The organism is Streptomyces sp. NBC_00249 (assembly GCF_026342355.1).
In the GTDB taxonomy this organism is placed as follows: Bacteria; Actinomycetota; Actinomycetes; order Streptomycetales; family Streptomycetaceae; genus Streptomyces.
The window spans coordinates 1,372,815-1,397,658 of the sequence record NZ_JAPEMV010000001.1 but is presented as its reverse complement, the minus strand read 5'-3'; the positions used below and the strand labels follow the sequence as shown (position 1 = coordinate 1,397,658).

Annotated in this window: 20 protein-coding genes; 7 read left to right on the top strand and 13 right to left on the bottom strand. The window is 72.1% G+C overall.

Annotated elements, in window-relative coordinates:
- The first annotated feature begins 114 nt into the window (after positions 1-114).
- The 3 genes from OOK31_RS06270 to OOK31_RS06260 all read left to right on the top strand — a co-directional run bounded on the left by OOK31_RS06270 (position 115) and on the right by OOK31_RS06260 (position 4,282).
- Positions 115-993, top strand: a complete 879-nt coding sequence (locus OOK31_RS06270) for a pirin family protein (RefSeq protein WP_267011318.1) — start codon at positions 115-117, stop codon at positions 991-993.
- Between the two features lie 173 nt (positions 994-1,166).
- A complete protein-coding gene (locus OOK31_RS06265) occupies positions 1,167-1,859 on the top strand; it encodes a TetR/AcrR family transcriptional regulator (protein WP_267011317.1) in 693 nt (230 codons plus the stop codon).
- A 368-nt stretch (positions 1,860-2,227) separates the two neighbouring features.
- A complete protein-coding gene (locus OOK31_RS06260; RefSeq protein WP_267011316.1) occupies positions 2,228-4,282 on the top strand; it encodes a SpoIIE family protein phosphatase in 2,055 nt (684 codons plus the stop codon).
- Between the two features lie 27 nt (positions 4,283-4,309).
- Here the strand turns inward: OOK31_RS06260 and OOK31_RS06255 are convergent, their stop codons facing one another.
- Positions 4,310-7,105: a SpoIIE family protein phosphatase gene (locus OOK31_RS06255; protein ID WP_267011315.1), complete on the bottom strand. Its 2,796-nt coding sequence runs from the start codon at positions 7,103-7,105 to the stop codon at positions 4,310-4,312.
- Positions 7,102-8,088: a GlxA family transcriptional regulator gene (locus OOK31_RS06250; RefSeq protein ID WP_267011314.1), complete on the bottom strand. Its 987-nt coding sequence runs from the start codon at positions 8,086-8,088 to the stop codon at positions 7,102-7,104. Before OOK31_RS06250 ends, OOK31_RS06255 begins: the two co-directional genes overlap by 4 nt.
- A gap of 113 nt (positions 8,089-8,201) precedes the next feature.
- On the opposite strand from OOK31_RS06250, the gene OOK31_RS06245 reads away from it, so the two are divergent.
- Positions 8,202-8,810, top strand: a complete 609-nt coding sequence (locus tag OOK31_RS06245; RefSeq protein WP_267011313.1) for a cysteine hydrolase family protein — start codon at positions 8,202-8,204, stop codon at positions 8,808-8,810.
- Positions 8,811-8,936: 126 nt separating this feature from the next.
- On the opposite strand, the gene OOK31_RS06240 is transcribed toward OOK31_RS06245, so the two are convergent.
- Positions 8,937-10,085 (bottom strand): glycerate kinase, encoded by a 1,149-nt coding sequence (locus tag OOK31_RS06240; RefSeq protein WP_267011312.1) that lies wholly within the window; start codon positions 10,083-10,085, stop codon positions 8,937-8,939.
- A gap of 143 nt (positions 10,086-10,228) precedes the next feature.
- On the opposite strand from OOK31_RS06240, the gene OOK31_RS06235 reads away from it, so the two are divergent.
- From OOK31_RS06235 to OOK31_RS06225, 3 genes are read left to right on the top strand one after another with little or no spacing between them, the layout of a single operon-like run.
- Positions 10,229-11,950, top strand: coding sequence for a BCCT family transporter (locus OOK31_RS06235; protein WP_267011311.1), 1,722 nt, complete (start codon positions 10,229-10,231; stop codon positions 11,948-11,950).
- 50 nt (positions 11,951-12,000) lie between these two features.
- A complete protein-coding gene (locus tag OOK31_RS06230; protein ID WP_267011310.1) occupies positions 12,001-12,501 on the top strand; it encodes an NUDIX hydrolase in 501 nt (166 codons plus the stop codon).
- 58 nt (positions 12,502-12,559) lie between these two features.
- The gene (locus OOK31_RS06225) at positions 12,560-12,988 is read left to right on the top strand and encodes a hypothetical protein (RefSeq protein ID WP_267011309.1); all 429 of its coding nucleotides are present in this window, start codon (positions 12,560-12,562) and stop codon (positions 12,986-12,988) included.
- A 4-nt stretch (positions 12,989-12,992) separates the two neighbouring features.
- On the opposite strand, the gene OOK31_RS06220 is transcribed toward OOK31_RS06225, so the two are convergent.
- The 10 genes from OOK31_RS06220 to OOK31_RS06175 all read right to left on the bottom strand — a co-directional run bounded on the left by OOK31_RS06220 (position 12,993) and on the right by OOK31_RS06175 (position 24,765).
- Entirely contained in the window at positions 12,993-13,484 is a 492-nt protein-coding gene (locus OOK31_RS06220; protein WP_267011308.1) for a methylated-DNA--[protein]-cysteine S-methyltransferase, read from the bottom strand.
- Positions 13,481-14,980, bottom strand: a complete 1,500-nt coding sequence (locus OOK31_RS06215; protein WP_267011307.1) for an AlkA N-terminal domain-containing protein — start codon at positions 14,978-14,980, stop codon at positions 13,481-13,483. The genes OOK31_RS06220 and OOK31_RS06215 overlap by 4 nt, the downstream gene beginning before the upstream one ends.
- Before the next feature lie 749 nt (positions 14,981-15,729).
- Entirely contained in the window at positions 15,730-16,551 is an 822-nt protein-coding gene (gene pssA, locus OOK31_RS06210; RefSeq protein ID WP_267011848.1) for a CDP-diacylglycerol--serine O-phosphatidyltransferase, read from the bottom strand.
- 25 nt (positions 16,552-16,576) lie between these two features.
- The gene (locus tag OOK31_RS06205) at positions 16,577-17,233 is read right to left on the bottom strand and encodes a phosphatidylserine decarboxylase (RefSeq protein WP_267011306.1); all 657 of its coding nucleotides are present in this window, start codon (positions 17,231-17,233) and stop codon (positions 16,577-16,579) included.
- A 186-nt stretch (positions 17,234-17,419) separates the two neighbouring features.
- Entirely contained in the window at positions 17,420-18,625 is a 1,206-nt protein-coding gene (locus tag OOK31_RS06200; RefSeq protein WP_267011305.1) for an acyl-CoA dehydrogenase family protein, read from the bottom strand.
- Positions 18,626-18,627: 2 nt separating this feature from the next.
- Positions 18,628-19,140, bottom strand: a complete 513-nt coding sequence (locus tag OOK31_RS06195; protein WP_030155134.1) for a MaoC family dehydratase — start codon at positions 19,138-19,140, stop codon at positions 18,628-18,630.
- Between the two features lie 4 nt (positions 19,141-19,144).
- On the bottom strand, positions 19,145-20,119 hold the full coding sequence (locus tag OOK31_RS06190) for a CoA ester lyase (protein ID WP_267011304.1): 975 nt from the start codon (positions 20,117-20,119) through the stop codon (positions 19,145-19,147).
- Positions 20,116-22,194 (bottom strand): protein meaA, encoded by a 2,079-nt coding sequence (locus tag OOK31_RS06185; RefSeq protein WP_267011303.1) that lies wholly within the window; start codon positions 22,192-22,194, stop codon positions 20,116-20,118. Before OOK31_RS06185 ends, OOK31_RS06190 begins: the two co-directional genes overlap by 4 nt.
- A gap of 22 nt (positions 22,195-22,216) precedes the next feature.
- Positions 22,217-23,554 (bottom strand): crotonyl-CoA carboxylase/reductase, encoded by a 1,338-nt coding sequence (gene ccrA / locus OOK31_RS06180; RefSeq protein WP_267011302.1) that lies wholly within the window; start codon positions 23,552-23,554, stop codon positions 22,217-22,219.
- A 392-nt stretch (positions 23,555-23,946) separates the two neighbouring features.
- The gene (locus OOK31_RS06175) at positions 23,947-24,765 is read right to left on the bottom strand and encodes a TetR family transcriptional regulator (protein ID WP_267011301.1); all 819 of its coding nucleotides are present in this window, start codon (positions 24,763-24,765) and stop codon (positions 23,947-23,949) included.
- Between the last annotated feature and the right edge of the window lie 79 nt (positions 24,766-24,844).

Below are 24,844 nucleotides of genomic sequence, written 5' to 3'. Positions count from 1 at the left end.
CGTGGGCCGGAGGGCCCGTGGCGGCCCCTTCCGCATGTCGACTGAATCGTTCAGTTGACTAAACCGAACGGTTTAGTCTTGACGGTAGCCTGGTCGGTGTAGTTCAGTCGTCCCATGGACATCACCGCCACCGCTTCCACGCGCCCCACCGTCCGGGTCGTCAGTCCCTTCCACACCTTCGAGGGGGAGGGCTTCCCCGTCCGCCGCCCCTTCCCGCAGCCCGGACTCCCGCTCCTGGACCCCTTCCTGATGGTCGACCAGGTCGGCCCGCACCTCCTCGGGCCCGGCGAGGCCAAGGGCGCCCCCGCCCACCCGCACCGCGGCTTCGAGACGATCCAGTACGTCATCGAGGGCCCGATGGAGGACCTCGACTCGCACGGCCACCACGAGGTCATCCACCCCGGCGAGGTGCAGTGGCTCACCGCGGGATCCGGCGTGGTCCACCTGGCCCGCCCGGCCCCCGCCCTGGTCGCCGACGGCGGCCCCCAGCACCTGCTCCAGATCTGGGTGAACCTCCCCGCCCGCCTCAAGGGGACCCCGCCGCGCGCCCAGTACAACCCCCCGGGCGGCCTGCCCGTCGTCACCACCGGGGAGGGCGCCACCCTCAAGGTCATCGCCGGCTCCACCCACGGCGTCAGCGGACCCTTCGAGACGCACACCCCGGTCCTCGTCGTCCATGCCCGGCTGGAGGCGGGCGGACGCGCCGAGTTCACCGCCCCGCCCGGCCACAACGCGATGCTCTACGTGCTCTCCGGCTCGGCCGCCACCCCCGAGGCCCCGATCCCCGACGGCCACCTCGCCGTCCTCGGCCAGGGTGCGCCCCGGTTCACCGTCGAGGCGCCGGACGAGGCCGCCGAGGTCCTCGTCCTGGCCGGCGAGCCGATCGGCGAGCGGGTGGCCCGCAGCGGCCCCTTCGTGATGAACACCGTCGAGGAGCTCCACCAGGCGCAGGCCGACTACCAGCGCGGTCTCATGGGCCGGATCGACGCCTGAGCGGCTCGTGGCCGCCCCCGGGGCCGACTCCCGGACCCCGCAGTGGGGCAGACCGAACGGTTCAGTTCATATACTGGAACCTTGCCCCGGTCGCCGCGCCCCCGCGCACCCACCCCGCGCACCCCACCCGTGGACGCGGCCGTTCCGATCCGTACCGAGCCGAAGGACCCCCCATGGGAGCCGCTTCCCCGCACCTGCCCGACGCGCTCGACGAGTTCGGCATCCCGATCATCCCGGAGCCCACGGACGCCGCGCAGCGCCGGCGCCAGGCCATCATCGACGCGGCCCTGGCCGAGTTCCTCGCCGAGGGCTACTCGGCGGCCTCCATGGACGCGATCACCACCCGCTCCGGCGTCTCCAAGGCCACCATCTACAAGCACTTCGGCAACAAGGAACGGCTGTTCCTCGCCGTCGTCGGAGGCGTGCTGCCCCGCACCCAGAGCGCACTGGCCTCCGCCGGCACCACCGTCACCGAGGCCGCCGGGGCCCCCGGCCTGCGGGACGTGCTGGTCGGCCTCATCACCGACTGGGGCCGGCTGCTGCTCAGCCCCGACATCATGTCGCTGCGCCGCCTGGTCATCGGCGAGATCGACCGCTTCCCGCAGCTCGGCCAGCTCTGGTACTCCGTCACCTACGACATGAACAACCGCCCCCTGGTCGAGGCCTTCACCGTGCTCCACGACCGCGGCGTCCTGGACGTCCCCGACCCCGGGCTGGCCGTCCAGCAGCTCATCGCCGCCACCATCGGCGTCCCCCAGCTCGTCCGCACCTTCACCCCCGACTGCGTCGTGGGCGAGGCCGAGCTGACCCGCGTGGTCACCTCCGGGGTCGACCTCTTCCTGGCCCGCTACGCCACGGGCGCCTGAGCCCGTCCGGACGCCGCCCTCGGCCGAGGTGCGGGGGACCGGGGCCCGGATCACGATGAAGGCTCGCCTGCGCCCTCGCCGCCGCGCTCCTGCTCCAGGTGGGCTCCGCCCGGCCGCCGTACACCCTCCTGGCCCCCGCGGCGGGCGCGGGAGTGATCGCGGCCGCCGCGCAGGCCGCGGGCGGGGGACGGGCCCCGCCCCACGTCCTGGGCAGCTGGTGGGCGGCCCCGGTCCTCCACGGGGTCCTCGTCCGGATCGCGGGGGCGTTCCCCTGGCTGTACCCCGCAGCTCCGAAGCAGCGCCACCGGCCGAGCCCTCGGATAGGGTGAATCGGTAGGAATCGGACCCCCCGGGGTGAGGTCGGTGCATTGGACACGTACCAGTCGACGAGCGAGGTGCCCGATCCGGCCGCGGCCGTCGGGTACGCGGGCGTGCTCCGGGAGCTGCTGCCGATCGCCCTGTGGCGGGAGGACGCCGAAGGGCGCGTCGTGGAATGGTCCCTGGCCGCGCAGGACCTGCTGGGCCACCGCCCCGAGGACATCCTCGGACGCCCCGGCACCGCCGTCCTGGTCCCCGACGCCAACCGGGAACTCGCCGAGGACCTGACCCGCCGCGTCCAGGCGGGGGAGACCGTCGTCGGCACGCTGCCCGTGCGCCACCGCGACGGCCACCAGGTGCCGATGGAGATGTGGATCGTCCCCGCCGCCGACCCCCAGGGCCGTACGGGCGCCATGCTCATCGCCGTCGAGACCTCCGAGGTCCTGCACATGCGGGACTCCCTCGCCGCCCTCCAGAGCCTCTTCACCCAGTCCCCGATCGGCCTCGCCACCCTCGGCCCCGACCTGCGCTTCCTGCGCGTCAACGACGCCCTCGCCCGGATGAACGGCGTCCCCGCCGCCGAGCACCTCGGCCGGCGCCTCACCGAGGTCGTGCCCGGAGTCAACGCCGCCGCCCTGGAGGCGACGATGCGCAAGGTGCTGGAGTGCGGCAGCGCCGTCGTCGACGTCCGCCGCACCGGCCGCACCCCCGCCGACCCCGAGCACGACCGGACCTGGTCCTGCTCCTACGCCCCCCTCCTCGACGGCAGCGGCCGCCGCCTCGGCCTGATCGCCTCGCTGATCGACATCACCGAAGGCCAGCGGGCCCAGCTGGAGGCCGAGCGGGCCCGTACCCGCTTCGACCTCCTCGCCGAGGCCGGCACCCGCATCGGGACCACCCTGGACCTGCGCCAGACCGCCCAGGAGATCGTGGACCTGCTGGTCCCCGAACTCGCGGACTCGGCCGACGTACAGCTCCTGGAGGCCGTCCTCGAACCGGACGAGGCCGGCGCCTCCACCCACGGCGTCCTGCGCCGGCTCGCCGCCGCCTTCCCCGACCCCTTCGCGCCGACCTCCCGGCTCAAGGCGGGCCAGACCTTCCGCATCCCGGCCGGCACCGCCTACGAACAGGTCATCAAGGACGGCGTCCCGATGAACCTGTACAGCGCCGACGTCCCCGCCCTGATCACCGACCCCCGCGCCGACGCCCTGCGCGCCTACCTCGCCACCCTCGGCTCCGCCCGCATGGTGCCCCTGGTCGCCCGGGGGAAGGTCCTCGGAGCCGTCGCCGTGACCCGGCTGCGCGGACGCGAGCCCTTCGACGCGCAGGACTGCGTACTCGTCGACGAGCTCGTCGCGCGCGCCGCCCTCAACATCGACAACGCCCGGATGTACACCACCCAGCGCCAGGCCGCCCTCACCCTCCAGCGCAGCCTCACCAACAGCGCCCTGCCCGAGGTCCCCGGCCTGGAACTCACCGGCCGCTACCTCCCCGCCAGCGACCACGACGTCGGCGGCGACTGGTTCGACGTCATCCAGCTGCCCCGCGGCCGCACCGGCCTGGTCATCGGCGACGTGATGGGCCACGGCATCCACGCCGCGGCCGTCATGGGCCAGCTGCGCACGGCCGTACGGACCCTCGCGCGCCAGGACGTACCGCCCGTCCGGATGATGCGCGCCCTCGACGAGGTCGTGGCCGACCTCGGCGAGGACGAGATGGCCACCTGCGTCTACGCCGTCCACGACCCGGCGACCGGCTCCTGCGTGATCGCCCGCGCCGGTCACCCCCCGCCCGCGGTCGCGGGCGCCGACGGGAGCGTCACCTTCCTCCAGGGCCCGCCCGGGCCCCCGCTGGGCACCGGCCGCCGCGACGACTGGCGCGCCGAGGAGCTCCCGCTGCCCCCCGGCAGCCTGCTCGCGCTGTACACCGACGGCCTGATCGAGTGCCGCGACCGGGACCTGGACGAGGGGATGGAACGGCTCGCGCGGGCCCTGCGGCAGGCCTCCCGGCCCCTGGAGGAGCTGGTCGAGGAGATCCTCGACCAGCTGCTGCCGAGCGCCGCCCAGGACGACGTGGCCGTCCTGCTGGCCCGCACCCGCAGCTGATCCCCGCCCGGGCCGGTGGCCCCGGCCTCACCAGGCCAGGTCCTCCAGCGCGTCCAGGTCCAGCGCCGGCGGCAGCACCGGCTCCCCGCCGCCCGAGGGGGACAGCTCCGCCCAGATGACCTTGCCGCGCTCCGTGTACCGCGTCCCCCACCGTTCGGCGTACTGCGCGACGAGGAACAGCCCGCGGCCGCCCTCGTCGGTGGTGGCCGCGTACCGCAGGTGCGGGGAGGTGCTGCTGCCGTCGGAGACCTCGCAGATCAGGTTCCGGTCGCGCAGCAGCCGCACCCGCACCGGAGCGGTCCCGTACCGGATGGCGTTGGTGATCAGCTCGCTGAGGATGAGCTCCGCGGTGAAGGAGGCCTCCTCCAGCCCCCAGGCGGTGAGCTGCCCGGCCGCCTCCCGGCGCACCCGCGACACCGCCGCCGGATCCGCGGGCACGTCCCACTCCGCGATCCGGGCGGACTCCAGCCTCCGGGTGTCGGCGATCAGCAGGGCGATGTCGTCGCTCGGCGCGGGGAACAGCAGCGCCGCCAGCACGTCCGCGCAGGCCTGGTCGGGGCTGCGGCCGGTCCGCGCGAGGGCCCCGGCCAGCAGCGCCTGGCCGGTGTCGAAGTCCCGGTCGCGGTCCTCCAGCAGCCCGTCGGTGAACAGGACGAGGCGGCTGCCCTCGGGCAGCCGCATCCGGGTCGCCTCGAAGGGCATGCCGCCCACCCCGAGCGGCAGGCCGGTGGGCAGTTCGGGGAATTCCACGCGCCCGTCGGCGTGCACCAGGGCGGGACCCGGATGCCCGGCGCTGGCCATCGCGCAGTTCCCGGAGACCGGGTCGTAGACGGCGTACAGGCAGGTGGCCCCGGTGATCCCGGCGGGCTCCTCCGCCGCCTCCCCGAGCCCCTCGCCGGGCGGGCCGCCCTCGGCGTCGGCCTCCAGCTGGTCGATCCGGTCGATCAGCTCGTCCAGGTGCCCCAGCAGCTCGTCGGGCGGCATGTCCAGGGTGGAGAAGTTGTGCACGGCGGTGCGCAGCCGGCCCATCGTCGCCGCCGCGTGCACCCCGTGCCCGACCACGTCGCCCACCACCAGCGCCACCCGGGCCCCCGGCAGCGGGATCACGTCGAACCAGTCCCCGCCCACCCCCGCCTTCGCGGGCAGGTACCGGAAGGCGACGTCCACCGCGCTCAGGTCCGGCAGCGTCCGGGGCAGCAGGCTGCGCTGGAGGGTCACGGCGGTGGCGTGCTCGCGGGTGAAGCGGCGGGCGTTGTCGATGGAGACGGCCGCCCGCGCCCCCAGCTCCTCGGCGAAGGAGAGGTCCTCCTCGTCGAAGGGCTCCGGGGTGTCGGCGGCCCGCCAGAAGTTCGCCATGCCCAGCACCACCCCGCGCGCCTGGAGCGGTACGGAGATCAGCGAGTGCAGCCCGTAGTCCAGCGCGACCCGGGTCCCGGCGGCGTCCTGGGCCCGCCAGCCCATCGCGGCGTGCAGGTCGGCGGCGAGCACCGCGTGCCCGGCGTTCAGCGCGGCCGCCATCGGGGCGGTCGGCACCACGAAACGGATGGTGTCCCCGACCGGCTGGAGCGGCTGGTCGGAGCGCACGCCGCTCATCGCCGCCCGGCGCATCTCGGTGTGCACCCCGGCGGCCGGCGAGGGCTCGTCACCGCGCAGCACCGGCTCCAGCAGCTCGACGGTGACGAAGTCCGCGAACCGCGGGACGGCCACCTCCGACAGCTCCTCGGCGGTGCGCACCACGTCCAGGGTGGTGCCGATGCGCACCCCGGCGTCGTACAGCAGCTGGAGCCGCTCCCGGGCCACCTCGGCGCGCCCGGAGAGCGCGGCCAGCTCGGTGGTGTCGCGCAGGGTCATCACGCTGCCCGAGGGCTTCCCGGCGAAGGGCTCGGTGGGCCGTACGTTGAGGGCCAGCAGCCGGTCTCCCGCCAGGTGGACCTCGTCGGTCGCGACCCGGCCCGAGAGCAGGAGTTCCGCGGTGCGCGGATCGAGGCCCAGCTCGGCCACGTGCTTCTGCTCGGCGTCGGCCGGCAGGTCCAGCAGGCGCCGGGCCTCGTCGTTGACGAGGAGCAGCCGGTGGTCGGCGCCGACGATGAGCACGCCTTCGCGCACGGCGTGCAGCACCGCCTCGTGGTGCTCGTTCATCCGGGCCATCTCGGCGGGGCCCAGGCCCCGGGTCTGGCGCCGCAGCCGCCGGCTGACCAGGGCGGCGCCGCCGGTGCCCAGCAGCAGGGCGCCGGCCGCCGCGCCGATCAGCAGGGGCAGCTGGGACTCGACGGCGTCGCCCACGTTCTTCACCTCGATGCCGGTGGCGACGAGTCCGACGACCTCGCCCCGGTCGTCCCGTACGGGGACCACGGCGCGGACCGCGTCACTGGGGTCGCCCGTGAACAGCTCCGTGAAGGAGTCCCCGGCCGCCGCGCGGGCGAGGTCGCCGGTGGCGCGCCTGCCGATCAGCTCGGGCCGGGAGTCGGTGTACCGGAGCCCGTCGGTGGTCATGACGGCGATGAAGTCGAGGCCGGAGCCCCGGCGGGCGCCCTCGGCGAGGGGCTGCAGGACGGCCGTCGGGTCCGGCGCGCCCAGGGCCGCGGGCAGTCCGGGGGCGTGCGCGAAGGCCTCGGCGGCGGCGAGCGAGCGGTTGCGGGCGTCGTTCTGGCTGTCGTAGCGCGCCTGGAAGACCAGGGCGAGGGCGGCGGCGGTGATCAGCAGCAGCACGAGCACCGCCTGGAGGGCGAAGACCTGGCCGGCGACGCTGCCCGGGGCCAGGGAGAGGCGCGCGAGCAGGCCCGCCGACCGCTTCTCCCGGTGCCGACCCGAACGTCCGCTCATGAGCCATTTCTAACACTGTCGACGGATATGGGGGTGGTGGCCGCCGCGGCGCGGTACGCGCGCGGGCTCAGGCCCACCTGGGCGCCGAAGTGCTGGCGGAAGGTGACCTCGCTGGCGAACCCGGCCCGCCGGGCCACCTCCGGGACGGGATGGTCGGTGCGCTCCAGCAGCTTGCGGGCCTCGTCCAGACGGCGGCTGAGCAGCCATTTGTGCGGGGTGGTGCCGGTCGCGGCGGCGAAGTGCCGGGCGAAGGAGCGCGGGGACATCCCCGCCCAGCGGGCCAGGGTGGCCACGTCCAGCGGCTCGTGCAGCCGCCGCAGCGCCTGTTCCCGTACGGCGGCCAGCGCCTCGGCGGTCCGGTCGGCGGCCGGGGTGGGCCGGTCCAGGTACTGGGCGTGGTCCCCGGTGCGGAAGGGGCCGGTGACCATCGAGCGGGCGACGGCGGCGGCGGCTTCCGCGCCGTGCGCCCGGCGGACGAGGTGCAGGCACAGATCGATCCCGGATGCTACGCCGGCGGAGGTCCACAGCCCGTCGTCCTCGACGTAGAGCGGGGCGTCCTCGACCAGCACCCCCGGGTAGCGGGCCGCGAGCTGCGGGGCGAGCCACCAGTGCGTCACCGCGCGGCGCCCCTCCAGCAGCCCCGCCTCCGCCAGGACGAAGGCCCCGGCGCACAGGGCGGCCACCGGCACGCCCCGGGCGTGCGCCTCCCGCAGGGCGGTGAGGACCGGCTCCGGCGTCGGGTCCGAGGGCTCGGCCAGCGCCGGTACGACGATCAGGTCGGCCTGCCCGAGCCAGTCGAGGCCCCGGTCGGGGGTCAGGGTCAGCCCGCCCGGCAGGGCGATCGGCCCGGAGTCCAGTGCGCAGCGGCGCAGTTCGAAGGAGGGCACGCCCTGGCGGCTGCGGTCCGGGCCCCAGACCTCGGTGATGACGGCGAGGTCGAAGCTGCGGATCCCGGGCTGGGCGACGATGGCGACGCGGCGCATGCGGCCACTCTCCCACGAGTCCCGGGGAAAGGACTGCCACTCTGGCAGGATCCCATCGTTCCGCGTCCCCGCAGCCCCTGGGGAACGGCCCCCTCCGCCGACACGATGAAGCCATGACACAGACCGCGATCGAGATCGCCGACACCAGCGCCCTGCTCGTCATCGACGTCCAGAAGGGATTCGACGACGCCTCCTACTGGGGCCCCCGCAACAACCCGGCCGCCGAGGAGAACATCGCCGCCCTGATGGACGCCTGGCACGGGTCCGGACGCCCGGTGGTCCTCGTCCAGCACGCCTCGCGGGCCGGCTCGGTCCTCGCCCCCGACCAGCCGGGACACGCCTTCAAGGACTTCGTCCAGGAACGCCGCCACGAGTCCCTGCTGATCACCAAGACCGTCAACTCGGCCTTCTACGGCACCCCCGACCTCGGCGAGTGGCTCACCGCCCGGGGGATCGGCCAGATCGTCGTCGCCGGGATCCAGACCAACATGTGCGTCGAGACCACCGCCCGGATGGCGGGCAACCTCGGCTACGAGGTCCTCGTCCCGCTCGACGCCACCCACACCTTCGACCTCACCGACGGCACGGGCCCCGACGGCCTGGCCCTCACCGCCGACCAGCTGGCCGCCGCCACCGCCGTCAACCTCCAGGGCGGCCACTTCGCGAAGATCGTCACCACCGCCCAGCTGCTGTCCGCCGTTTCCAGCCCCGCCGGCGTTTGAGGTGCGGGGTCCGGGGCGGAGCCCCGGCAGCGGACCCGCAGGGGCACACCCCGCCGGACACGGCCGAGGCCCGGCACCCCACCGTGGGGGCGCCGGGCCTCGGCCGTACCGGGATCCGAGAGGAACTCAGAGCACGTCGGCCGCGATGTTCTGCGCGACCCGCTCCAGCAGCGGACCCGCGTTCGGGATGGACTTGGCCGGGTCGGGCTCCAGGTCCGTCAGCGGGTAGGCGCGGCGGATGCCCGCACCCTCCAGCGCCTCCTGCGACAGCAGCAGCCGCCCGCAGACCGCCACCACCGGCTTGCCCGCGGCCCGCGCCGCGGCCGCGACGCCCGCCGGGGCCTTGCCGTGCAGGGTCTGCTCGTCGAGCGAGCCCTCACCGGTGATGACCAGCGTGGCCCGCTCCAGCGCCGGCGCGAAGCCCAGCACCTCCAGCATCAGCTCGATGCCGGGCCGGAAGGTCGCACCGAGGAGCAGTGCACCGTAGCCGATGCCGCCCGCGCCGCCCGCGCCCGGCAGCAGCGCGCACTCGGCCGCCTTCGCACCGATCGACTTCTCCAGCACCACCGCGAAGTGGGCCAGCGCCGCGTCGAGCGTCGCCACGTCCGCCGGCGAGGCGCCCTTCTGCGGGCCGTACACCGCCGCGCAGCCCTTCGGGCCGGTCAGCGGGTTGTCCACGTCGCTGGCCAGGACGAAGTCCACCTCCGCGAAGCGGGGGTCGATCCCGGACAGGTCCGCCGAGGCCAGCGAGGCCAGTGCGCCGCCGCCCGGACCGACCGGTTCACCGTTCGCGTCCAGGAACACCGCGCCCAGCGCCGCCAGCATGCCCGCGCCGCCGTCGGTGGTGGCACTGCCGCCCACACCGAAGACGATCGAGGTCGCGCCCGCGTCCAGCGCGGCCTTGAGCAGCTCGCCCGAGCCGTACGTGGTCGCCGTCAGCGCGGCGAAGGTCCCCGCGGGCAGCAGCTGGAGACCGGAGGCCTCCGCCATCTCGACCACGGCGGTGCCCTCGCGCAGCGCGAAAGCGGCCGTGACCTGGTCACCGAGGGGTCCGGTGACCCGTACCTCCCGGCGTTCGAACCCGGCCGCCACGGCGGCCGCGACGGTCCCGTCGCCGCCGTCCGCGACGGGGAGGGTCTCGATCTCCACGTCCGGTACGGCCTTGCGGAGGCCCGCCGTCACCCGCTCCGCGACCTGAACGGCCGTGAGCGAGCCCTTGAATTTGTCCGCGGCGATGAGCACGCGCGCGGTCTCAGTTACTGCTCCGTCCGTCACCTTGCTAATCCCTTGCTATCGAACAGTGCAGTCGCGCCCCCATGAGCCTATCCGGAGGATCCTCCTATGCCCATGGGTGGCCTGGGCCACATCCGGCGCGCCATGACCCTAAATACGGATATACGCCCGCATAGTGTGGCCGCATGAGCGCGGATTCACTGGAACAGCCACGTCCGGATACCCCAGGTGGCGGGTCCGACGGCCATGAGGACGGCACGCCGGACCGTCAGGTCGTCGCGATCGGAGTGATCGCCGTGCTGGCCGTCGTCGCCTGGGCCGCCCTGGGCAAGAGCTCCTTCGACAGCGCCTCCGGCACGGCCCTGGCCTGGGTGCTGGAGAACTTCGCCTGGCTGTTCGTGATCGCCGCCGACGTGTTCCTCGTCATGTGCGTGGTCCTCGCGATCAGCCGCTTCGGCCGGATCCGGCTCGGCGCCGACGACTCCGAGCCCGAGTTCACCAACCTCGCGTGGATCGCGATGATGTTCAGCGCCGGCATGGGCATCGGCCTGATGTTCTACGGGGTGGGCGAGCCCCTCACCCACTACCTGAACCCGCCGCCCGCCAGCGGCGCCGCCCCCGGCAGCGGGGACGCCGCCCGCGCCTCCCTCGACTACTCCTTCTTCCACTGGACGCTGACCCCCTGGGCGATCTACGGCATCGCCGGCCTCGCCCTCGCCTACGCCACCTTCCGCAAGGGCCGCGGCAACCGGCTCAGCTCCGCCTTCGTCCCGCTGATGGGCGAGGACCGCGCCCGGGGCTGGCAGGGCAAGGCCATCGACCTGCTCGCCGTCTTCGCCACCGTCTTCGGCACCGCCACCAGCCTCGGCCTCGGCGCCCTCCAGGTCGCCAAGGGCCTGAACATCACGACCGGCGTCGAGGACTCCACCGGCCTCGAACTGATCATCATCGGCTCGCTCTCCGCCGCGTTCGTGCTCTCCGCCTTCTCCGGGCTGCACAAGGGCGTCAAATGGCTCAGCACCGTCAACATCGTGCTCGCCGCCGCCCTGACGACCTTCGTCTTCGTCCTCGGCCCGACCGTCTACATCCTCGACGTGATCCCCGCCAGCGTCGGCAGCTACCTCCACGAGCTGCTCCCGATGGCCACCCGGACCGGCGCGTTCACCGACAGTGCCTGGCTCGGCGCGTGGACGATCTTCTACTGGGCGTGGTGGCTCTCCTGGGCCCCCTTCGTCGGCACCTTCATCGCCCGCATCTCGCGCGGCCGCACCATCCGCGAGTTCCTCGTCGGCGTCCTGCTGGTCCCCAGCGGCGCCACCGTCGTCTGGTTCTGCGTGATGGGCGGCACCGCCATCCGCCTCGACTCCACCGGCGCCGCCGACCTCGCCACCAAGGTCAAGGAGGGCGCCGAGGCCTCCCTCTTCGCGATGCTCGACGCGCTGCCGCTGGGCACCCTCACCTCCTGGGTGGCGATGCTGCTGGTCATGACGTACTTCGTCACCAGCGCCGACTCCGCCTCCCTGGTCATGGGCTCGCTCACCAGCCGCGGCTCCCTCCACCCGCCCACCTGGCTCGTCGTCACCTGGGGCGTCCTGATGGCCGCCGTCGCCGCCGTCCTGCTCGTCGCGGGCGGCCTCAAATCCCTCCAGACCGCGACCATCCTCGTCGCGCTGCCCTTCGTGATCGTCATGCTGCTGCTGTGCTGGGCCCTGGTGAAGGAACTCCGCGAGGACCCCGGCGCCGGACCGGCCCGCCACCACGCCCTCCACGGGATGCGGGACGCCGTCAAGGCCATGGTCGGCGACGCCATCACCGAGCAGGGACCGGCCCGCCACCCCCGGCTGCGGCGCGTCGCGGAGTCCAAGGGGCGGGACCGCGAGGACGGCGGGAGCCACCCGGAAGCGTGATCGCGGGACCGCCCCGCACGGGGCGCGGGGCGGCCGGTTAGGGTGGCGGCGTGACCACCACCGATGACTACGCCGCGTACATCGCGAGCCTGCCCCGGGTGCTGGCCGGCGCCGCCGCCCTCTACCGCGACGCCGAGGGCCGCGTGCTCCTGGTGGAGCCCAACTACCGCGAGGGCTGGACCCTGCCGGGCGGCACGATCGAGTCCGACCAGGACGAGTCCCCGCGCACCGCAGCCCGCCGCGAGAGTGCCGAGGAGATCGGCATCGACGTCCCCCTCGGCCGGCTCCTCGCCGTCGACTGGAGCGTCGGCCCCGGCCGCCCGCCGCTGGCCGCCTACCTCTACGACGGCGGCGTCCTCGACGCCGCGCAGCTGGCCTCCGTACGCCTCCAGGAGGACGAGCTGCTCTCCTGGAAGCTCGTCGAGCCCGCCGAACTCACCACGTACCTCGACGGACCGCTGGGCCGGCGCACCCAAGAGGCGTACCGCGTCCTGGAGTCGGGCGAGGGAGCCGTGGAACTGGAGAACGGCCGCCGCCCCGCGGACGCGTAACAGCAGGCAGTACCCAGGAGTTGTCCAGCGCCCCCTTCGAGCAGGGCAGAATCAACAGATGATCACGATGTACGCCTGGCCCAGCACGGCCGACGGCTCCGACGCCCTCCCCATGGTCCACTTCACCACCGAGCAGCAGTCCGCCGGCGAGGTCACCCCCGAAGGGGCGCCGGTCTGGCTGTTCGACACCGCGATACGCGAGGGCGGCTGGGCCCAGTTCGAGGACTTCGAGGGCTGGTCCGCGCCCGCCGAGGGCTGGCAGGCCTTCTACCGCCGCGAGGACGACCTCCTCGCCGTCACCGGCCCCGGCGCCTGCGAAGGCTGGTACCAGGGCAAGCTCGGCGCCGACGAGGACTGGGTCACGGCAGCCGCCACCCAGCAGAGCGTGGTCCTGCTGGCCGCCCCCGTCCAGCACCCCTCCCTCTACGCCTACGCCGTCGAGGCCGGCGCCGGCTTCGCGCTCCTCGTCCCCCTCGCCGTGGTCTGAGGGCCTACCGGCCCGCGCCCTCGAACTCCAGCAGCCGCACCTTGCGCTCGATACCGCCGCCGTAGCCGGTCATCGAGCCCGAGGCGCCGATCACCCGGTGGCAGGGCACGATGATGCCGACCGGGTTCTTCCCGTTGGCCAGGCCCACCGCCCGCGAGGCGTTCGGCTTGCCCAGCTCCGCCGCCAGCTTCCCGTACGACCAGGTCTGCCCGTACGGGATCCGCACCAGCTGCTCCCACACGCTGCGCTGGAAGGCCGTCCCCTCCAGCCGCACGGGCACGGTGAACTCGGTCAGCTCCCCGGCGAAGTACGAGCCCAGCTGCCGCACCACCTCCGGGAACGGCTCCTCGGTGGCCGCGACCCGCTCCCCGAAGGACTCCTCGGCGGGCCGGTGGCGCTGCCCCGTCATGTACAGGCCGCACAGGACCCCGTCGGCCGCGACCAGGGTGAGCGGGCCGTAGGGGCTGTCGACGACGGTGTGCTGCTTGCTGCTCATTGCTGTGCTCCTCGGACGGGGACGGACGGCAGGTGGTTGATCGCGTGGTCCTCGGTGGCCCACAGGTACTGCACGGCGTACGCACGCCAGGGCCGCCAGTGCGCCGCGCGGGCGGTGAGGGCCGAGGGCGTCGACGGCAGGCCCAGCCCGCGGGCGGCCCGGCGCACCCCCAGGTCGGACGGGAGGAAGGCGTCGGGATCACCCAGCGCCCGCATCGCGATGATCTCGGTGGTCCACGGCCCGAAACCGGGCAGCGCATTGAGCTGCGCCCGCGCCTGCTCCCAGTCGCTGTCGATCCCGAGCGGCAGCGAACCGTCCGCCAGCGCACCGACCAGCGTGGTCAGCGTGGCCCGGCGGCTGCGCGGCATCGCCAGCGCCTCCGGGTCGAGGGCCGCCAGTGCCTCCGGGCTCGGGAACAGGTGCGTCAGCCCGCCGTGCGGATCCTCCACGGGCTCCCCGTAGGCGGTCACCAGCCGGGCCGCGTGCGTACGGGCGGCCGCCGTCGACACCTGCTGCCCCAGCACCGCCCGTACGGCGAACTCCGCCGCGTCGACCGTACGGGGCACCCTGCGCCCGGGAGCCTTGTCCACGAGCGGGGCCAGCAGCGGATCGGAGCGCAGCTGGCCGTCGACGGCCTCCGGATCGGCGTCCAGGTCGAGCATCCAGCGGCAGCGGCTGATGGCGATGGTCAGGTCCCGCAGGTCGGTCAGCGCGAGCCGGCAGCCGATGTGGTCGGGGCCGGGCGTGAGCGCCACGACCCCGGTGCCGTACGGGAGCCGCAGCGTCCGGCGGTAGGCCCCGTCGCGCCACTCCTCGACCCCGGGCACGGCCGTCGCGGCCAGGTGCCCGAAGAGGTTGTCGGGGTTCAGCGGCGCCCGGTACGGCAGCCGCAGGCTCAGCGTCCCGGGCACCCGGGGCTCGCACCGCCCGGCCCGCGCGGCGCGGGCGCGCAGCTCGCCGGGGGTGAGCGCGAAGACCTCGCGGACGGTCTCGTTGAAACTCCGGATGGAGGAGAACCCGGCCGCGAAGGCGACGTCACCCATCGGCAGCTCGGAGGTCTCGATCAGCAGCCGGGCGGTCTGCGCCCGCTGGGCCCGCGCGAGCGCGAGCGGCCCGGCCCCCAGCTCGGCGCCGAGCTGCCGCTCGACCTGCCGCGTCGAGTACCCCAGCCGGGCCGCCAGCCCCGGCACCCCTTCCCGGTCCACGACCCCGTCCTGGATGAGCCGCATCGCGCGTGCGACGGCGTCGGCGCGGGCGTTCCACTCGGGCGAACCCGGACTGGTGTCGGGCCGGCACCGCTTGCACGCCCGGTACCCGGCCTGCTGGCAGGCGGCCGAGCTGGGCAGGAAGCTCATGTTCTCGACCTTGGGGGGCACGGCCGGGCAGCTGGGACGGCAGTAGATCCCGGTGGTCCGCACGGCGGTGAAGAACCACCCGTCGAACCGGGCGTCCTTCGACTGCACGGCCCGCACGCAGCGGTCGGTATCGGTGTACATGCCCCTAGCCTCCCCGGCAGCCCCCACCAAGGCTGGCAGTTTTCCGACATCAACCCTACCGTCGGCCCCCACTGCCGCCTCAATCGCCGGCGGGGCTGGATGGTGCCTGCGCAGCCGCCCACCTGCGGGCCAGTTGCCGGGGACCACCCCCCGGCCCCCCGCGCCTCAAACGCCGGCGAGGCTGGATATTGGCCTGCGTAGCCGTTCGTGTGCGGTTCCGTTGCCGGGGGCCAGCCCCCGGACCCCCGCGCCTCAAACGCCGGCGAGGCTGGGTTGGGCGGCGTAGCTGTTCGTGTGCGGGTGGGTTGCCGGGGGCCAGCCCCCGGACCCCCGCTCCTCAAACGCCGGAGGGGCTGGATTTGGCCGACCGAGCTGTTCGGGTGCGGGTAAGCACTCCCAGCCCCGCCAGGGGGCACCTCCCAGCGGTAGCTGGGGGAGTTTGAGGCGCGGGCGCGGAGCTCCGTGTAGTGAGGCGCACCCACCCAGCCTCGCCGGCGTTTGAGGCGGGAACGGTGGAAGGGCGGGTAGGGGACCCCGCCCCGCGCAGCGGGCAACGGTCCGCAGACAGCAGACGGGCCCCGGCCACCTGAACCGGCCCCGCCCGGCCACCGACGGCCGGAGGCCGGCGCAGCGGGCCGAAGCCCGGGAAGCGCGCCAGCGCTGAGCGGCGCGAGGCACGCGTCAAAAAAGGGGAAGGCCCCGGCTGCCGGAGCAGGCGGGGCCTTCGTGCGTACAGCCGAGCGGCAGCGTTACGGCAGCTGCGCCGCCCGCGCCTCCCGCCGGTTGTGCCGGAAGGTGTTCGCGCGGCGGGTCGTCGCGAACAGCGGGATGGTCGCCGCCAGGGCGATCTGCAGGGCGCAGCCGGCCTGGAGGAGCAGCTGGCCGCCCGGGGCGTCGAACGCCCAGGCCGCGAGCAGTCCCATCGCGCCGACGATCCAGCTGAGCATCGCCACCGCGAGGACACCCCGCGGCTTGGGGTACTCGACCCGGCTCACCATCAGCCAGGCCACGCCGAAGATCGCCAGCAGGGTCGGGATGAAGGGCAGCCCGAGCAGCACGATGGACACGACCGTCAGGGCGCCGAAGGGGCTCGGCATGCCCTGGAACATGCCGTCCTTCATCGTCACGCAGCTGAATCTCGCGAGGCGCAGTACGACGGCCAGCAGCACCACGATCGCCGCGAGCGCGGACATCTTCTGGTGTGCGTCGTCCGCGACCATGCCGTAGACCAGCACGAAGTACGCCGGGGCGAGTCCGAAGCTGATCAGGTCGGACAGGTTGTCCAGCTCCGCGCCCATCGGCGAGCTGCGCAGCTTGCGGGCCACGATGCCGTCGAAGAGGTCGAAGACGGCCGCGAGCAGCATCAGTATCACCGCGGTGGCCGCGCTGTGCCGGGCCATGCCCGACTCGCCGCTGCCGGTGAGGTGCGGGATGAGGATTCCGGTGGTGGTGAAGTACACCGCCATGAATCCGCAGGTCGCGTTGCCGAGGGTGAGGGTGTCCGCTATCGACAGCCGCAGCGAGAGCGGCATGTCGTCCTCGGCGGACTCCTCCTCGGCGGCTTCGGGCACCCAGCCTGTGGCGGGAGTCTCAGGGTCAGTCACGGTCAATTCGGGTCACCCCCGCGGTGGTGGTCTGACCGACCTCGACCGCGACTTCGACGCCCTCGGGGAGGTAGATGTCGACGCGCGAGCCGAAGCGGATCAGACCGATGCGTTCGCCCTGCTCCACCTTGGTTCCGGCCGGCAGGTACGGGACGATGCGACGCGCGACGGCGCCGGCGATCTGGATCATCTCGATGTCGCCGAGCTCGGTGTCGAAGTGCCAGACGACGCGCTCGTTGTTCTCGCTCTCCTTGTTGAACGCCGGGACGAACCCGCCGGGGATGTGCTCCACGGACGTCACCGTGCCCGCGAGGGGCGCCCGGTTGACGTGGACGTTCAGAGGGCTCATGAAGATCGCGACGCGGGTGCGCCCGTCCTTCCACGGCATGATGCTCTGCACCACGCCGTCGGCCGGGGAGATGACGCGGCCCTGGGCGATCTCACGCTCGGGGTCGCGGAAGAACCACAGCATGCCCGCGGCGAGCGCGGTGGCGGGCACGGCCGCCGCGGCCCAGCGTCCGGACTTGCGGGCCCGGGTGAGGCTGAGCGCCGCGGTGGCGACGGTCGGCAGAAGCCACGGCGATGCTCCGCGCGCGAGGCGTACGCCAAGGAGGCTGTCGCGAGGTGCAGAGGTTTGGCTGTGGGGCATGGATGACCTTCGTAGCGGGTGATTGCCGCGCCGCAAACGGGGGGACGGGACGGCGGCTTTACTGGAATGCTATCGGTTGCGCGCAACAACTGGGCAAGCCAGAAGCCGAGTCGATGGCCGTCGGCCAGTGACTGGCAGTGACTCTTCTGCGGCGAACCGTCGGACGATCCGCCGCAAAAGGGACTTTCAGCCCTGGAGTCGGTACTCCTCCAGCAGGCGTCGCCCGATGATCATTTTCTGGATCTCGGCGGTACCTTCACCGATCAGCAGCATCGGGGCCTCGCGGTAGAGGCGCTCGATCTCGTACTCCTTCGAGAATCCGTATCCGCCGTGGATACGGAAGGCGTCCTCCACGACCTCCTTGCAGTACTCGGAGGCGAGGTACTTCGCCATCCCTGCTTCGAGGTCGTTTCGTTCCCCGGAGTCCTTTTTGCGTGCCGCATTGACCATCATCGCATGGGCGGCTTCGACCTTGGTAGCCATCTCGGCCAGCTTGAACTGGATGGCCTGGTGCTCGGCGATCGGCTTGCCGAAAGTGTGACGTTGCTGGGCATACGAGACACCCAGCTCGAACGCACGCTGAGCGACACCGCAGCCACGCGCCGCCACGTTCACGCGGCCGACCTCGACCCCGTCCATCATTTGGTAAAACCCTCGGCCGGTCTGGCCTCCGAGGGCCCGATTGGCCGGAATGCGCAGTCCGTCCATGATGAGCTCGGTCGTGTCGACGCCCTTGTAGCCCATCTTGTCGATCTTGCCCGGGATGGTCAGGCCCGGACGGACCTCACCGAAGCCGGGCTCCTTCTCGACCAGGAAGGTCGTCATCGACTTGTGCGGCGCGGTGCCCTCGGGGTGTCCTTCGTCACTTCGGACGAGGACGGCCACCAGGGTGGAGGAGCCACCGTTCGTCAGCCACATCTTCTGGCCGTTCAGGACGTACTCGTCGCCGTCCTTCACCGCCTTCGACGTGATGGCCGACACATCGGAGCCCAGGCCCGGCTCGGACATCGAGAACGCGCCGCGCACCTCGCCCAGCGCCATGCGGGGCAGGAAGTAGTCCTTCTGCTCCTGCGTGCCGTGCTGCTTGAGCATGTACGCCACGATGAAGTGGGTGTTGATGATGCCCGAGACGGACATCCAGCCCCGCGCTATCTCCTCGACGCACAGCGCGTAGGTGAGCAGCGACTCACCGAGGCCGCCGTACTCCTCGGGGATCATCAGGCCGAACAGGCCGAGCTCCTTGAGCCCGTCGACGATCGCCTGCGGGTACTCGTCGCGGTGCTCCAGCTCGGTCGCGACCGGGATGATCTCCTTGTCGACGAACTCCCGGACGGTCTTGAGGATCTCCCGCTGGACGTCCGTGAGGCCGGCGGTCTGGGCGAGTCGGGCCATGGCTACTTCCCCTGTTCCTTCAGCTGGGGCCGGCCGGGCTGCTCGCCGCCGCGCTCCTTGATGTACGTCTCGGTCGGGACCATCACCTTGCGCCGGAAGACGCAGACGAGGGTGCCGTCCTGCTTGTAGCCCTTGGTCTCCACGTAGACGATCCCGCGGTCGTTCTTCGACTTCGACGGGGTCTTGTCGAGGACCGTGGTCTCGCCGTAGATCGTGTCGCCGTGGAAGGTCGGGGCCACGTGCCGCAGGGACTCGATCTCCAGGTTGGCGATGGCCTTCCCGGAGACGTCGGGCACCGACATGCCCAGCAGCAGCGAGTAGATGTAGTTGCCCACGACGACGTTCTTGCCGAAGTCGGTCGTGTTCTCGGCGTAGTTGCTGTCCATGTGCAGCGGGTGGTGGTTCATGGTCAGCAGGCAGAAGAGGTGGTCGTCGTACTCGGTGACGGTCTTCCCGGGCCAGTGCTTGTAGACCGCGCCGACCTCGAACTCTTCGTAAGTGCGTCCGAACTGCATGGTCCTAGGCCTCCGGGATCTCGAACTTGCTGGTGCGCTGCATGCCGCCCGCGCGGCCCTTGCCCGCGATGACCAGGGCCATCTTGCGGCTGGCCTCGTCGATCATCTCGTCGCCGAGCATCGCGGAGCCCTTCTTGCCGCCGGCCTCGGAGGTGCACCAGTCGTAGGCGTCGAGGATCAGTTCGGCGTGGTCGTAGTCCTCCTGCGAGGGGGAGAAGACCTCGTTGGCCGCGTCGACCTGACCCGGGTGCAGCACCCACTTGCCGTCGAAGCCCAGCGCCGCCGCCCGGCCGGCCACCTCGCGGTACGCGTCCACGTCGCGGATCTGGAGGAAGGGGCCGTCGATCGCCTGGAGGTTGTGCATGCGGGCCGCCATCAGGATCCGCATCAGGATGTAGTGGTAGGCGTCCGCGCCGTAGCCGGGCGGCTGCATGCCCACGACCAGGGACTTCATGTTGATCGACGCCATGAAGTCGGCCGGGCCGAAGATGATCGTCTCCAGCCGGGGGGAGGCGGCGGCGATCTCGTCGACGTTCACCAGGCCCTTGGCGTTCTCGATCTGCGCCTCGATGCCGATCTTGCCGACCTCGAAGCCCATCGTCTTCTCGATCTGGGTCAGGAGGAGGTCCAGGGCCACGACCTGCTGGGCGTCCTGGACCTTCGGCAGCATGATGCAGTCGAGGTTCTGGCCGGCGCCCTCGACGACCGTGATCACGTCGCGGTACGTCCAGTGCGTGGTCCAGTCGTTCACGCGCACGACCCGGGTCTTGCCCGTCCAGTCACCGTTGTTCAGCGCGTCCACGATGGTGTGGCGGGCGCCTTCCTTGGCGAGCGGCGCGCAGGCGTCCTCCAGGTCCAGGAAGACCTGGTCGGCCGGCAGGCCCTGGGCCTTCTCCAGGAAGCGCGGGTTCGAACCCGGTACCGCGAGGCAGGAGCGACGCGGGCGAAGACGGTTCACCGGGTGGACTGGCGTGGTCATGCGGGGACCTCCGTGCTGGCAAGGTGTGCGGTGTCTTGAAGGGGGTCGAGCTTGTTGGCCCTGCGGATCTCGTCGACGATGCGGCCGATGATCTCCGTGATGCCGAAGTCCTTCGGCGTGAAGACGGCGGCCACACCGGCCGCCTTCAGTGTCACGGCATCCGCGTTCGGAATGATGCCTCCGACGATGACGGGAATGTCACCCGCCCCCGCCGCGCGCAGGCGTTCGAGGACATCCGGGACGAGTGCGCTGTGGGATCCGGACAGGATGGACAGTCCCACGCAGTGCACGTCCTCGGCCAGCGCCGCCGACGAGATCTCCTCGGGCGTCAGCCGGATGCCTTGGTAGACCACCTCGAAGCCGGCGTCGCGGGCCCGGACGGCGATCTGCTCGGCGCCGTTGGAGTGCCCGTCCAGGCCGGGCTTGCCGACCAGCAGGCGCAGCCGGCCGGAGCCGAGCTCGTCGGCCGTACGGGCCACCTTGGCGCGGACCTCGTGCATCGGCGTACCGGGCTCGGCGGCGACCGCGACGGGGGCCGAGGAGACCCCGGTCGGGGCGCGGAACTCGCCGAACACCTCGCGCAGCGCGCTCGACCACTCGCCGGTGGTGACACCCGCGCGGGCGCACTCCAGGGTGGCTTCCATCAGGTTCTCGGTCCCGGCGGCGGCCTCCTTGAGGCGCTCCAGGGCCTGCTGGGTGGTGGGGAAGACGAAGGGGTCGCCGTTGCCCTGACGCTCCGAGGACTCCTGCCGCTCGGCCCGCCAGCGGCGGATGCGCTCGACCGTGAGCGCCTCGACCGCCGGGTCCACCGTCATGATGGCGCCGTCCAGGTCGGAGGTGAGGGGGTTCTCCTCCGTCTGCTGGAAGCAGTTCACCCCGACGATCTTGTCCTCGCCGGCCTCGATCCGCGCCCGCCGCTCGGCGTGCGAGGAGACCAGCTGCGACTTCAGGTACCCGGACTCGACGGCGGCCATCGCGCCGCCCATCTCCTGGATCCGGTCGATCTCCGCCAGGCACTCGGCCACCAGGGACTCGACCTTGGCCTCCACGACGTGGGAGCCCGCGAAGATGTCCTCGTACTCCAGCAGGTCGCTCTCGTGCGCCAGGACCTGCTGGATGCGCAGCGACCACTGCTGGTCCCAGGGCCGGGGCAGGCCCAGCGCCTCGTTCCAGGCCGGCAGCTGCACGGCGCGGGCGCGGGCGTCCTTGGAGAGGGTGACGGCCAGCATCTCCAGCACGATCCGCTGGACGTTGTTCTCCGGCTGCGCCTCGGTCAGGCCGAGGGAGTTGACCTGGACCCCGTAGCGGAACCGGCGCTGCTTCTCGTTCTCGATGCCGTAGCGCTCGCGGGTGACCTGGTCCCAGATGCGGCCGAAGGCGCGCATCTTGCACATCTCCTCGATGAAGCGGACGCCCGCGTTCACGAAGAAGGAGATACGGGCGACCACTTCGCCGAAACGGTCCTCCGGGACCTGGCCCGAGTCGCGCACCGAGTCCAGCACGGCGATCGCGGTCGACATCGCGTACGAGATCTCCTGGACCGGGGTGGCCCCGGCCTCCTGGAGGTGGTACGAGCAGATGTTGATCGGGTTCCACTTCGGGATGTGGTTGACCGTGTACGCGATCATGTCCGTCGTCAGGCGGAGCGAGGGCCCCGGCGGGAAGACGTGCGTCCCGCGCGAGAGGTACTCCTTGACGATGTCGTTCTGGGTGGTGCCCTGGAGCAGGGACACGTCCGCGCCCTGCTCCTCGGCGGCCACCTGGTAGAGCGCCAGCAGCCACATGGCGGTGGCGTTGATCGTCATCGAGGTGTTCATCTGTTCCAGGGGGATGTCCTGGAACAGCCGCCGCATGTCGCCCAGATGGGAGACCGGGACCCCGACGCGGCCCACCTCGCCGCGGGCGAGGATGTGGTCCGGGTCGTAACCGGTCTGCGTCGGCAGGTCGAAGGCCACCGACAGGCCGGTCTGTCCCTTGGCGAGGTTGCGGCGGTACAGCTCGTTGGACGCCTCGGCCGTGGAGTGGCCGGCGTACGTCCGCATGAGCCACGGACGGTCCTTCTGGCGCTCTGTCATCTCAGGAGTTCCTCTGCGGACTTCAGATGTTCCGGAACCGGTTGATGGCGTCGAGGTGCTGGGCGCGCATCTCGTGGTCGCGGACGCCCAGGCCCTCCTCGGGGGCCAGCGCGAGGACGCCGACCTTGCCCTGGTGGAGGTTGCGGTGGACGTCGTAGGCCGCCTGGCCGGTCTGCTCCAGGGAGTAGACCTTCGACAGGGTGGGGTGGATCTTGCCCTTGGCGACGAGGCGGTTGGCCTCCCACGCCTCGCGGTAGTTCGCGAAGTGCGAGCCGACGATCCGCTTGAGCGACATCCACAGGTAGCGGTTGTCGTACTCGTGGTTGTAGCCGGAGGTCGAGGCGCAGGTGACGATGGTGCCGCCCTTGCGGGTGACGTACACGGAGGCGCCGAAGGTCTCGCGGCCCGGGTGCTCGAAGACGATGTCCACGTCCTCGCCGCCGGTCAGCTCGCGGATGCGCTTGCCGAAGCGCTTCCACTCCTTGGGGTCCTGGGTGTGCTCGTCCTTCCAGAACTTGTAGCCCTCGGCGTTGCGGTCGATGACCGCCTCGGCGCCCATGGCCCGGCAGATGTCGGCCTTCTCGGGGGAGGAGACGACACAGATCGGGTTGGCGCCGCCGGCCAGGGCGAACTGCGTGGCGTACGAGCCGAGGCCGCCGCTCGCGCCCCAGATCAGGACGTTGTCGCCCTGCTTCATGCCGGCGCCGTTGCGCGAGACCAGCTGGCGGTAGGCGGTGGAGTTGACCAGGCCGGGGGAGGCGGCCTCCTCCCAGCTGAGGTGGTCGGGCTTGGGCATCAGCTGGTTGGACTTGACGAGGGCGATCTCGGCGAGGCCGCCGAAGTTGGTCTCGAAGCCCCAGATGCGCTGCTCGGGGTCGAGCATCGTGTCGTTGTGGCCGTCGGAGGACTCCAGCTCGACCGAGAGGCAGTGCGCGACGACCTCGTCGCCCGGCTTCCAGGCGTTGACGCCGGGGCCGGTGCGCAGCACGACGCCCGCGAGGTCGGAGCCGATGACGTGGTACGGGAGGTCGTGGCGCTTGGTGAGCTCCGACAGGCGCCCGTAGCGCTCCAGGAAGCTGAAGGTGGAGACCGGCTCGAAGATCGAGGTCCACACGGAGTTGTAGTTGACCGAGGAGGCCATGACGGCCACCAGGGCCTCGCCCGGGCCGAGTTCGGGCACCGGGACCTGGTCGAGGTGCAGGGACTTGCGCGGGTCCTTCTCGCGGGTGGTGAGCCCCGCGAACATCTCCGCCTCGTCCTTGTGCACGGTGATCGCGCGGTACGAGTCGGGCAGCGGCAGTGCGGCGAAGTCTGCGGCGGTGGCGGACTGCGACTGAATCGCGTCCAGGATGTCCTTCACGGTATTGCCTCCGGCGAGCGCTATGAGGGTGCGCTGAGGGATACGCGGGTGCGTGGAACGGGTGTGGTGCGTGCCGTCGGTCCGGCTGAGCGGTGGTGCTGGCAGCGCCCGTGGTGGGGCGTGCGGTGCCTGGTGACGCAGGCATCCGGGGCGCGGTCGTTCGCCGGGTGGGGCGTGTACCGCGGGGACATCCGGACGAGATTCAACGTATGGCACCCCGTGTCACTCAGCAAGGCACCGCGTGCCAAAACTTTCTCTCATTTGCCGATTGACCTGCACCGATGAGCGATGATCGATCAGAGTTACTCGCGAGTAGGGGCAACCCGGACATACACAAAAGGCCGCCCCCGGAACGGGGGCGGCCTGTGTGACGCGTGTTACTGGAGCTGGTGCTACCGCTTGTTCCTCAGTGCCTCTTCGATGGTCCGCATGACCTCGTCCAGCGGGGCGTCCGTACGGGCCACCGCCACCAGCACCTCGCCCTCGGTGCGCACCGCCGCCGGCGCGGACGCGGTGGCGGCGCCCGGCGTGCGGCCCGCGCCGATCCCGGAGCCGAAGGTCTTGCGCACGATCGAGAAGGCGTGGTCCAGCTGCGCCTCCACGTCCCCCTGGCCCCCGGCCCGCAGCCAGCGCCGCAGTACGTGGTTGTGGGCGGTCACCACCGCCGAGGCGGCCACCTCCGCCAGCAGCGGGTCGTCGTTGCCGTCGTGGTGGTCGGTCTCGTCGAAGTGGGCCAGCAGGTAGCGGGTGAAGAGCCGCTCGTAGCGGGCGACCGAGGCGATCTCCCGCTCGCGCAGGGCCGGCACCTCGCGGGTCAGCCGGTAGCGCTCCACCGACACCGCCGGCGAGGCGGCGTACATCTTCATGACTTCCTTGATCCCCCGGCACACCGTGTCGAGCGGGTGCTCGTGCGCCGGCGCCACGTCCAGGACCGCTTCGGCCCTGGTCAGCGTGTCGTCGTGGTCCGGGAAGATCGCCTCTTCCTTGGACCGGAAGTGCCGGAAGAAGGTCCGGCGCGCCACCCCGGCGGTCGCCGCGATCTCGTCGACCGTCGTGGCCTCGTACCCCTTCGTCGCGAACAGCTCCATGGCCGCGGCGGCGAGCTCGCGGCGCATCTTGAGCCGCTGAGCGGCCGCCTTGGTGCCGGCCGGGCTCTCCGTGGCGTCGGAGGCCGCGGAGGCGCGGGGTGAGGTCTTGGCGGGCTGGGACATAGAGCGAAAGTACTTCATTCGCGCAGGAGAGCGCGCCTGAGGGGGGTGGGAGGGGGACGGATGCGGGGGAGAGCCCGCA

Bases quoted from the DNA above. Each gene is read 5' to 3' on its own strand.
- OOK31_RS06205 (WP_267011306.1), bottom strand. From the start codon at position 17,233: ATGCCCCACAGCCAAACCTCTGCACCTCGCGACAGCCTCCTTGGCGTA.
- OOK31_RS06270 (WP_267011318.1), top strand. From the start codon at position 115: ATGGACATCACCGCCACCGCTTCCACGCGCCCCACCGTCCGGGTCGTC.
- OOK31_RS06255 (WP_267011315.1), bottom strand. From the start codon at position 7,105: ATGAGCGGACGTTCGGGTCGGCACCGGGAGAAGCGGTCGGCGGGCCTG.
- OOK31_RS06265 (WP_267011317.1), top strand. From the start codon at position 1,167: ATGGGAGCCGCTTCCCCGCACCTGCCCGACGCGCTCGACGAGTTCGGC.
- OOK31_RS06215 (WP_267011307.1), bottom strand. From the start codon at position 14,980: ATGTACACCGATACCGACCGCTGCGTGCGGGCCGTGCAGTCGAAGGAC.
- OOK31_RS06245 (WP_267011313.1), top strand. From the start codon at position 8,202: ATGACACAGACCGCGATCGAGATCGCCGACACCAGCGCCCTGCTCGTC.
- OOK31_RS06235 (WP_267011311.1), top strand. From the start codon at position 10,229: ATGAGCGCGGATTCACTGGAACAGCCACGTCCGGATACCCCAGGTGGC.
- OOK31_RS06220 (WP_267011308.1), bottom strand. From the start codon at position 13,484: ATGAGCAGCAAGCAGCACACCGTCGTCGACAGCCCCTACGGCCCGCTC.
- OOK31_RS06250 (WP_267011314.1), bottom strand. From the start codon at position 8,088: ATGCGCCGCGTCGCCATCGTCGCCCAGCCCGGGATCCGCAGCTTCGAC.
- OOK31_RS06200 (WP_267011305.1), bottom strand. From the start codon at position 18,625: ATGGCCCGACTCGCCCAGACCGCCGGCCTCACGGACGTCCAGCGGGAG.
- OOK31_RS06190 (WP_267011304.1), bottom strand. From the start codon at position 20,119: ATGACCACGCCAGTCCACCCGGTGAACCGTCTTCGCCCGCGTCGCTCC.
- OOK31_RS06225 (WP_267011309.1), top strand. From the start codon at position 12,560: ATGATCACGATGTACGCCTGGCCCAGCACGGCCGACGGCTCCGACGCC.
- OOK31_RS06195 (WP_030155134.1), bottom strand. From the start codon at position 19,140: ATGCAGTTCGGACGCACTTACGAAGAGTTCGAGGTCGGCGCGGTCTAC.
- OOK31_RS06175 (WP_267011301.1), bottom strand. From the start codon at position 24,765: ATGTCCCAGCCCGCCAAGACCTCACCCCGCGCCTCCGCGGCCTCCGAC.
- OOK31_RS06185 (WP_267011303.1), bottom strand. From the start codon at position 22,194: ATGACAGAGCGCCAGAAGGACCGTCCGTGGCTCATGCGGACGTACGCC.